Here is an 8,587-nt window from a genome sequence, read left to right on the forward strand (position 1 = left end):
AACCCGGCGGAACTCCGCCGCAGCATTGAAATCTCCATTCGCTACGCTCATTCCGATTTCAATGCTGCTTTACTTAATCGAGCGTGGCAGAGGTTCATTGGGGTGCTCTTTAAACTACCCTAAAATCTATTATACGAGGAAGATAAAATGTCAGACAATAAAGAAAAAAAGAATTTTGAGATACCACGTCCTGTGTTCCCGAAAAGAGCTGTTGTCACAGGCGGCATGCCATACGGCAACAAGGAGCTCCACTTCGGTCATGTGGGCGGTATGCTGGTATTTGCGGATACCTATGCACGTTTTCTGAGAGACCGCATAGGCAAGGAGAACGTCATCTTCGTCAGCGGTACGGACTGCTACGGTTCGCCTATCGCAGAGGGCTGGCGCGTAAAGGTCAAGAACGGCGAATTTGAAGGCTCTCTTGAAGATTTTGTACAGAGAAACCACAACAAGCAGAAGGAGACACTTGCCGCTTACGGTATAGCTCCTAATCTGTTTGCAGCTTCGGGTCTGGGACGCTCAAAGGAGATACACGCTTCTGTTACCGACCGTTTCATAAGCTCTCTCCACAAGAAGGGACAGCTCAACCAGATAACCACCATGCAGTTCTTCGATGAGAAGGCAGGTGTGTTCCTCAACGGCAGACAGGTCATCGGTAAATGTCCTGTAGAGGGCTGTACTTCCGAAAAGGGCTACGCTGATGAGTGTGATCTGGGGCATCAGTATATGCCTGAGAACCTCATAAACCCTGTCAGCACCCTCACAGGTGAAACTCCTACCATGAAGCCTGTTACCAACTGGTACTTCAAGCTACGTGACTACGAGCAGCTTATGAAGGAATGGGTAGAGGAACTGAAAAAGCGCAAGGATATCCGTCCTGTAGTATGGAAGACCATCGACGAGTTCCTAAAGAAGCCCGTTATCTACATAAAGCGCGAATTCGAGGAAAAGTACATGGGTCTTAAAGGATCCATGCCTGCTCATAACTACATCGAAGAGCCTAAGAAGCCTTCATTCACTATAGAGTTCGACAAGCTCTCCGACTGCGATGAAGCCTGCCGCGTACTCACAGAGAACGGTATCCGCTACAGAACAGGAAAGACTCTCGTGCCTTTCCGTCTTACAGGCAATATCGAGTGGGGCGTACCTGCTCCTGTCATGGACGGCGTTGAGGGACTTACCGTATGGGTATGGCCTGAGTCTCTGTGGGCTCCTATCTCGTTCACTGAGACTTATCTTGAATCTATCGGTCACGATAAGGAAGAGTGGCGCGACTACTGGTGCAGCAAGGACGCTACTGTTTATCAGTTCATCGGTCAGGACAATATCTACTTCTACGGTATCGCCGAGCCTGCGATGTGGATGGCTCAGCAGGAGAGCGAGAACAAGACCGCTTCACCTGCCGACGGAGAGTTACAGCTCCCTGTTATCGTGGCTAACCACCATATCCTCTTCCTCGACAAGAAGGCTTCAAGCTCGGGTGCTGTCAAGCCGCCTATGGCTGACGATCTGCTCAATCACTATACTCCTGAGCAGCTCCGTATGCACTGGCTGGGTCTCGGTCTGGGACAGCGTTCCGTAAGCTTTATGCCAAAGCCATACAACCCCGATGCTAAGCCTGAAGATGCTGATCCTGTTGTTAAGGACGGTCTGCTTCTTTCAAACGTATATAACCGTATGATACGCACCGCTTTCTACACAGCTCAGAAAGAACTCGACGGCGTTATGCCGAACAATGCTCCCGAGGAGAAGTTCCTTGCTGACGCTAAGAAGGCAGTTCTCGAATATGAGAGACATATGTCCAAGTTTGCTTTCCACCAGTGTACTTACGTGCTCGACAGCTATATCCGCAACGGCAGCAAGTACATGGCAAAGGCTCTCAATGGAGAGTATCCTGACAAGGAAGCTCTCAAACAGGCTCTTGCAAACCTGTTCTATATGATACGTATTGCGGGTGTACTGCTTCATCCGATGGCACCGTTCGGCACTGAGAAGCTCCGCGAGTACCTTGAAGTCGATGAGCGTATCTGGTCATGGGATACTATCCTCGAACCGCTTACATACTTCACAGGCAATGACCACAAGCTGAAGTTCCTGCCACCGAGAACGGACTTCTTCACACGTCATGAGAGCCAGTTTGCTTCTGCCGAAGAGTGATAAGTGAGGAGATATAAGAATTGCCGGGGCTGCCTTGAGCGGTCTGTGAATTACTATGCAAACAGCATGAATGTGTTACGGCGGCGAATAGTGTTCGCCTGTGCATAAACGTAAATAATCAATAGTCGCATGATACTTTATTTAAATCTGTCCGCTTTAAAGGACGCAAATAATTCTGAATCATAATTCCGCATTCCGAATTATTTAGCAATAAAGGAGTTATAATCCAATGATATACAACAACATTCTGGAAGCTATCGGGCATACTCCGATGATAAAGCTCAACCGAATGAACAAAAAGGGAAGCGCAGATGTTCTCGTGAAGTTCGAGGGACTTAACGTGGGCGGTTCCATAAAGACCCGAACAGCCTATAACATGATACGCCATGCCGAGAGAGAAGGCAAAATACATGAGGGTACGATAATCGTAGAGCCTACAAGCGGCAATCAGGGCATTGGTCTGGCTCTTGTGGGAGCTGTAAGAGGTTACAAGACGATCATAATTATGCCTGATTCCGTCAGTGAGGAGCGCAGAAAGCTCGTTAAGCACTACGGTGCTGAGGTAATGCTCATTCATGATGACGGCGATATCGGCAAATGCATACAGACCTGTCTCGATACAGCGCTGAAAATGGCTGAGGAGGACGAGAACGTATTCGTTCCGCAGCAGTTCGCAAATGTGAATAATATAGGCGCTCATAAGTACCACACTGCTCTTGAGATACTGGAGCAGACTGCGGTAAAAATAGACGGATTCTGCTCGGGCATAGGTACGGGCGGCACTATTACAGGTATCGGTGAAGCTCTCAAAGCTCAGTACCCGGATATGGTGATATGGGCTGTTGAGCCTGAAAATGCAGCTATACTTGCAGGCGGAAATATAGGTACACATTTGCAAATGGGTATCGGCGACGGTATTATCCCCGATATCCTCAATCAGGAGATATACGATGATATCTATATTGTAACCGACGAAGAGGCAATACAGACCGCTAAGGACTTAGCGGCAAAAGAGGGCATAATGTGCGGTATATCCAGCGGAACCAATGTTGCAGCTGCTCTGAAAATGGCTGAGAAGCTGGGCGAGGGCAAGACCGTCGTTACTATACTGCCCGATACTGCGGAGAGATATTTCTCAACGCCGCTCTTTGATGACTGATAATAAACGCTGTAAGCGTTAAAGGAGGTAATATATCATGAGTAAAATTTACGATTTTCTGACAGAAGCAGGAATGTTCTTCATTGCAACAACTGACGGAGCACAGCCAAAGCTCAGACCATTCGGCTCTCACATTGAGATGGACGGGAAGGTTATGTTCGCAGTAGGCGATCAGAAGGCTGTTTACAGACAGATGCTTGCAAATCCTCTCTGTGAGATAGTTGCCTGCAAGCCTGACGGACTATGGCTGCGCTATACAGGAAAGATCGTTTTTGATGACGATCCCAAGTACTTAGAGGCAATGTATGCAACAAGTCCGCTCCTGAAGGAGATATACAACGAGAAAACAGGCTTTAAGATGAAGATATTCCACCTTGAAGATGCAACAGCTTTCATTATGCCTCCTGTTGGCGAACCTGAAAAGATACTTTGATATATAAGCGCTGTCTCTATTCGTGACAGCGCTTTTTTGTAGATCGCAGGATATATTTTTTAGGAGCACAGCAAGATCATTGTGCATATTCTGATCTGTGTGTGTCTGCTAAAAGAATATTTTCCCATAGTCCGAAGGTTTGCTTTCGGATTTTGTATACTAAAAAAAGAATATATGGGTATAAAAATGACATATGGTCATTCCTGAAAAAATGTAACTATTTAGTTATTGCAATTTTAGAAAAAAAGAGTTATAATAAGTTTTATGAGTTTTTATTATAGGAAGGATTGAAATACCATGAAAAAGTTACTTAACGTACTTACAGCAGGAATGCTCATCACAGTTTGTTTCACAGGCTGCGGCGTACCAAAGAATACCGTTCATAGCAGTGACGATCTCAAAGGCAAGGTAATAGGTACTCAGCTCGGTACAACGGGCTATATCTTTGCGGGCGATATCGAAAATGCTAAGGTAGAAGGCTATAACAAGGGCGCAGACGCTATCCAGGCTCTTAAACAGGGCAAGATAGACGCGGTCATCATTGATTCAGAGCCTGCACAGGAGTTTGTTAATAAGAATAAGGGCTTACAGATACTTCCCGATGTATTTGCTGAGGAAGAGTACTCTATAGCTTACAAGAAGGGCAATGACGAGCTCGGCAAGAAAATAGACGACGCTCTTACAAAGCTCAAGGAAAACGGTAAGCTTGACGAGATCACTTCCCACTGGGTAGGAAATGACCCCGACCGTGTATCCTATGTTCCTGAAAAGGACATGGAAAGAACAGGAGTACTTGTAATGGCTACAAATGCTGAATTCCCGCCTTATGAGAGTATGGAAAACGGCGAGATAGTAGGCATCGACGTTGACATGATGAATGCTGTTTGCGATGAACTTGGGCTGAAACTCAAGATCGACAATATGGAGTTCGATTCTATTATTGCAGCAGTAAACTCCGGCAAGGCTGATGTTGGAGTTGCAGGTATGTCCGTAACACCTGAGCGTGAGAAGAACGTTTCATTTACACAGGGCTATGCGTCTACAAAGCAGGTCATTGTCGTAAGAGAGGATTGACAGCCGACGCTTGATAATTAAGGAGTGAGCAGCTTGAGCGATTTAATGTACAAGATCCATAGTACGTTTATTGAGGGTGACAGGTGGAAATACCTGACAAATGGTCTGAAAACAACACTGATAATTACATTTTTTGCCGTTTTGCTTGGCATGGTGCTGGGCTTCCTGATAGCTATAGTCAGAGCTACCCATGATAAGACGGGAAAAATGAAAATAGCAAATTTCTTTGCAAAGATATACCTGACAGTCATCAGAGGTACGCCTGTAATGGTGCAGCTCCTGATAATATACTACGTTATCTTTGCTTCTGTGAGGATCGACAAGACATTTGTCGGTATCCTTGCATTCGGACTGAACTCCGCCGCGTATGTTGCGGAGATATTCCGATCAGGCATAATGTCGATAGACAACGGACAATTTGAAGCAGGTGCAAGTCTTGGACTTAATTACCGCAAAACTATGATGTATATTATTATGCCGCAGGCTTTCAAGAATGTGCTCCCTGCTCTCGGAAACGAGTGTATAGTGCTCCTGAAGGAGACCTCGGTCGCAGGATATATCGCTCTTGAAGACCTCACAAAGGGCGGCGATATCATCAGAAGCGTTACGTATGAAGCTTTCCTGCCGCTTATTGCAGTCGCACTTATCTATCTTATTATAGTAATGTTCCTGACAATGCTTGTTTCAAGACTTGAAAGGAGGCTGGCTAAGAGTGATAGAGGTTAATGATCTGAAAAAATCTTTCGGTGACCTTCATATCCTGAAGGGTATCACGACAAAGATAGAAAAAGGTGAGAAGGTCGTAGTCATCGGGCCTTCAGGTTCGGGTAAAAGTACCTTCCTGCGATGCCTCAACAGGCTTGAACAGCCTACGTCGGGAAGCATCATCTTTGAAGGAGAAGACCTTACAAAGGCTTCGGAAAAGCGTTTGTATGAGATAAGAGAAAAAATGGGCATGGTGTTCCAGCACTTCCACCTGTTTCCGCATCTCAGCATTATACGCAATCTTACACTCGCTCCTGTAAAGCTGGGACTTATGTCACAGGCAGAAGCAGAAAAGAGTGCAAGGGCAATGCTCAAAAAGGTAGGTCTTGCAGACAAGGAGAATGCATTTCCAAATCAGCTTTCGGGAGGTCAGAAGCAGCGTATAGCTATTGCTCGTGCGCTGGTCATGAATCCCGATGTTATGCTCTTTGACGAACCGACTTCCGCTCTCGACCCCGAAATGGTCGGGGAGGTGCTCAACCTCATGAAGCAGCTTGCTGATGAGGGCATGACCATGGTCGTGGTCACTCACGAGATGGGCTTTGCAAGAGAGGTCGCATCGAGAGTTGTATTTATTGACCAGGGAGTTATCGCTGAGGAGAATACTCCCGAAGAATTCTTTACAAATCCTCAGAATCCAAGATTACAGCAATTTTTGTCAAAGGTGTTATAATGAATATAAGTACAAGGATATACTGCGGAATCCATAATGATTGTAAGACCATACGTGAGGCTGTATTTATGGCTGAACAGGGCTTTAAGAATGAATTTGACGATATTGATGAGAGGGCTTATCATGCGGTTCTTTATGACGGAAAAAAGCCTGTTGCTACAGGCAGACTGTTCAGCGATAAAAACGGAGACTTTATAATCGGCAGGATCGCTGTAATGAAGGAGTATCGCGGTTTATCACTGGGCAGCAGAGTCGTTCGCGAACTTGAAAAGCAGGCTGAGGATATCGGCGCAAAGAGTATATCGCTTTCGGCTCAGTGTCGTGTGCAAGAGTTTTATGAAAAAATCGGATATACTGCAACTGATGATATACACGATGACGAAGGTTGTCCTCATGTTACTATGACAAAGATATTTAACAGGTAATGAAAAAGCCTGAGAACTTTAAAGTTCTCAGGCTTTTATAATTATTGTTTAGCTGTTGAATCGTTTCAGGAACTGCTGAACGCGGTCAGAGGCGTTTTCACCGAAGAGCTGTGACGGAGCACCCATTTCCACGATGTAGCCGTTCTCCATGAATATCACCTTGTCGGCAACGTCACGGGCAAACGCCATTTCATGGGTTACAATGACCATTGTCATGCCGCCTTTTGCAAGCCCCTTTATAACTTTGAGTATCTCTCCTGTAAGCTCCGGATCGAGAGCGGAAGTCGGCTCGTCAAAGAAAAGTATCTCAGGATTCAGTGCGAGTGCTCGTGCGATGGAAACACGCTGCTGCTGACCGCCCGAAAGCTCGCAGGGGTAAGACTTATCCTTGCTTTCAAGTCCCATTTTCTTCAGGAGTTCCATAGCTTTTTCGCGGGCTTTTGCCTTGTTTTCCTTCAGTACACATACGGGTGCTTCCGTAATGTTGCGAAGGACAGTCATATGCGGGAAAAGGTTGAAATTCTGGAACACAAGTCCTGTTTTGAGTCTGATCTCACGCAGGGTTTTAGCGTCTGCATAGGCTGTCTTGCCTTTTTCGTTCTTTATGAGCATATCCGTTCCGCAGACATTAATAACGCCGCCGTCAGCTCGTTCAAGCTGATTTATGCAGCGCAGAAGAGTGGATTTGCCGCTTCCGGAGGGCCCGATTATCGCAACGACCTCGCCTTTTTCAACGTTGAAGGAGATGTCCTTGAGCACTTCGAGCTTGTCGAAGCTTTTTGAGAGGTTTTTTACCTCAAGCATTGCCATAGCAGTACCTCCTTACTTGTAGTAGCTGAGCTTTTTCTCGATGAATCCGAAAATAAGCGTCAGGACAGTTGCAAATACGAAATAGAAAACGCCTGCCATGAACAGCGGCATGAGCGAAGCATAGGTCGGCACCTGTTTTTTTGCGATATACATTATCTCCATGTATGGGATAGCCGAAGCAAGGGAAGTATCCTTGACGAGGGTGATGATCTCGTTGGAGCTTGCAGGAACTACTCTCTTGATTACCTGTGGGAGTATTATGCGGAAAAAGGTCTGCAAGCGGCTGAATCCGAGTGCGCCTGCGGCTTCGTACTGTCCTTTCGGGATAGCTTCTATGCCGCCGCGGAATATCTCAGCAAAATAGGCTGCATAGTTGAGCGCAAAGGCAATGAGCAGCATATTGAAGGTATATCGCGGACTTCTGATATCAACGTTGTCGAGAAGGTGGTGGAGAAATGCAGGGCAGCCGTCCCATTTCAGCAGGTATGGTACAGAATACTGTGCCACGATGAGCTGCAAAAGGAGAGGCGTTCCGCGCATTATGAGTATGTATATATTGGTCAGCCATGAGATAGGCTTGAATCTGCACATTTTCAGGAGAGCGACGATCATGCCGAGTGGTATGGACCACAGAAGTGTAAAGCCGAATATTTTCAGAGTTGGAGGGATATATTCAAGCATCAGCTTGAAAAGGGTCGCTAACTGATCTTTTGTCATAAATAAACCGCCTTTTAATAATTTATCATCACACATTATACCATAAAAATCGGGATAATGCAAATGAAAAGCCGTGTTAACACGGGAAAGTGGGTCTGCGAAAAAAAGAGCGCTCCGTTTGGAACGCTCTCATTTCACCGATTCATGATCAAGCTCTCTCGACCTTACCAGAACGTAAGCATCTTGAGCAAGCGTAGATATGACAAGGAGTACCCTTGACGATAGCCTTAACACGCTTTACGTTAGGCTTCCATGTTCTGTTGGAACGTCTGTGTGAGTGGGAAACCTTGATACCAAAGGTTACGCCCTTTCCGCAGATATCACATTTTGCCATTAGGTTGCACCTCCTTAACTAACCTGTAAAAATACAACAT

Annotated in this window: 10 protein-coding genes; 7 read left to right on the top strand and 3 right to left on the bottom strand. The window is 46.0% G+C overall.

The features are described from left to right. Positions 1–147: 147 nt before the first annotated feature. From K6G33_RS03035 to K6G33_RS03065, 7 genes are all read left to right on the top strand, one after another. Positions 148–2,157, top strand: coding sequence for a class I tRNA ligase family protein (locus K6G33_RS03035; RefSeq protein WP_296776129.1), 2,010 nt, complete (start codon positions 148–150; stop codon positions 2,155–2,157). Between the two features lie 229 nt (positions 2,158–2,386). Next, the gene (gene cysK, locus K6G33_RS03040; protein ID WP_296776132.1) at positions 2,387–3,316 is read left to right on the top strand and encodes a cysteine synthase A; all 930 of its coding nucleotides are present in this window, start codon (positions 2,387–2,389) and stop codon (positions 3,314–3,316) included. 37 nt (positions 3,317–3,353) lie between these two features. After that, positions 3,354–3,749, top strand: a complete 396-nt coding sequence (locus K6G33_RS03045; protein WP_296776134.1) for a pyridoxamine 5'-phosphate oxidase family protein — start codon at positions 3,354–3,356, stop codon at positions 3,747–3,749. 297 nt (positions 3,750–4,046) lie between these two features. Next, the gene (locus tag K6G33_RS03050; RefSeq protein WP_296776137.1) at positions 4,047–4,823 is read left to right on the top strand and encodes a transporter substrate-binding domain-containing protein; all 777 of its coding nucleotides are present in this window, start codon (positions 4,047–4,049) and stop codon (positions 4,821–4,823) included. Positions 4,824–4,868: 45 nt separating this feature from the next. Continuing rightward, positions 4,869–5,549: an amino acid ABC transporter permease gene (locus K6G33_RS03055; protein ID WP_296776148.1), complete on the top strand. Its 681-nt coding sequence runs from the start codon at positions 4,869–4,871 to the stop codon at positions 5,547–5,549. After that, positions 5,536–6,261 (top strand): amino acid ABC transporter ATP-binding protein, encoded by a 726-nt coding sequence (locus K6G33_RS03060; protein ID WP_173450163.1) that lies wholly within the window; start codon positions 5,536–5,538, stop codon positions 6,259–6,261. Before K6G33_RS03055 ends, K6G33_RS03060 begins: the two co-directional genes overlap by 14 nt. Further along, entirely contained in the window at positions 6,261–6,686 is a 426-nt protein-coding gene (locus K6G33_RS03065) for a GNAT family N-acetyltransferase (RefSeq protein WP_296776140.1), read from the top strand. The genes K6G33_RS03060 and K6G33_RS03065 overlap by 1 nt, the downstream gene beginning before the upstream one ends. 48 nt (positions 6,687–6,734) lie before the next feature. Here K6G33_RS03065 and K6G33_RS03070 read toward each other — a convergent pair whose 3' ends face one another. The 3 genes from K6G33_RS03070 to rpmB form a co-directional block, all read right to left on the bottom strand. Then, positions 6,735–7,496, bottom strand: coding sequence for an amino acid ABC transporter ATP-binding protein (locus K6G33_RS03070; RefSeq protein WP_296776142.1), 762 nt, complete (start codon positions 7,494–7,496; stop codon positions 6,735–6,737). 12 nt (positions 7,497–7,508) lie between these two features. Beyond that, positions 7,509–8,213, bottom strand: coding sequence for an amino acid ABC transporter permease (locus K6G33_RS03075; RefSeq protein WP_296776145.1), 705 nt, complete (start codon positions 8,211–8,213; stop codon positions 7,509–7,511). A gap of 148 nt (positions 8,214–8,361) precedes the next feature. Further along, the gene (rpmB, locus tag K6G33_RS03080) at positions 8,362–8,547 is read right to left on the bottom strand and encodes a 50S ribosomal protein L28 (RefSeq protein WP_019678047.1); all 186 of its coding nucleotides are present in this window, start codon (positions 8,545–8,547) and stop codon (positions 8,362–8,364) included. Positions 8,548–8,587 lie beyond the last annotated feature (40 nt).

Origin of the sequence: Ruminococcus sp., assembly GCF_024691275.1 — a bacterium.
Taxonomy (GTDB): domain Bacteria; phylum Bacillota; class Clostridia; order Oscillospirales; family Ruminococcaceae; genus Ruminococcus.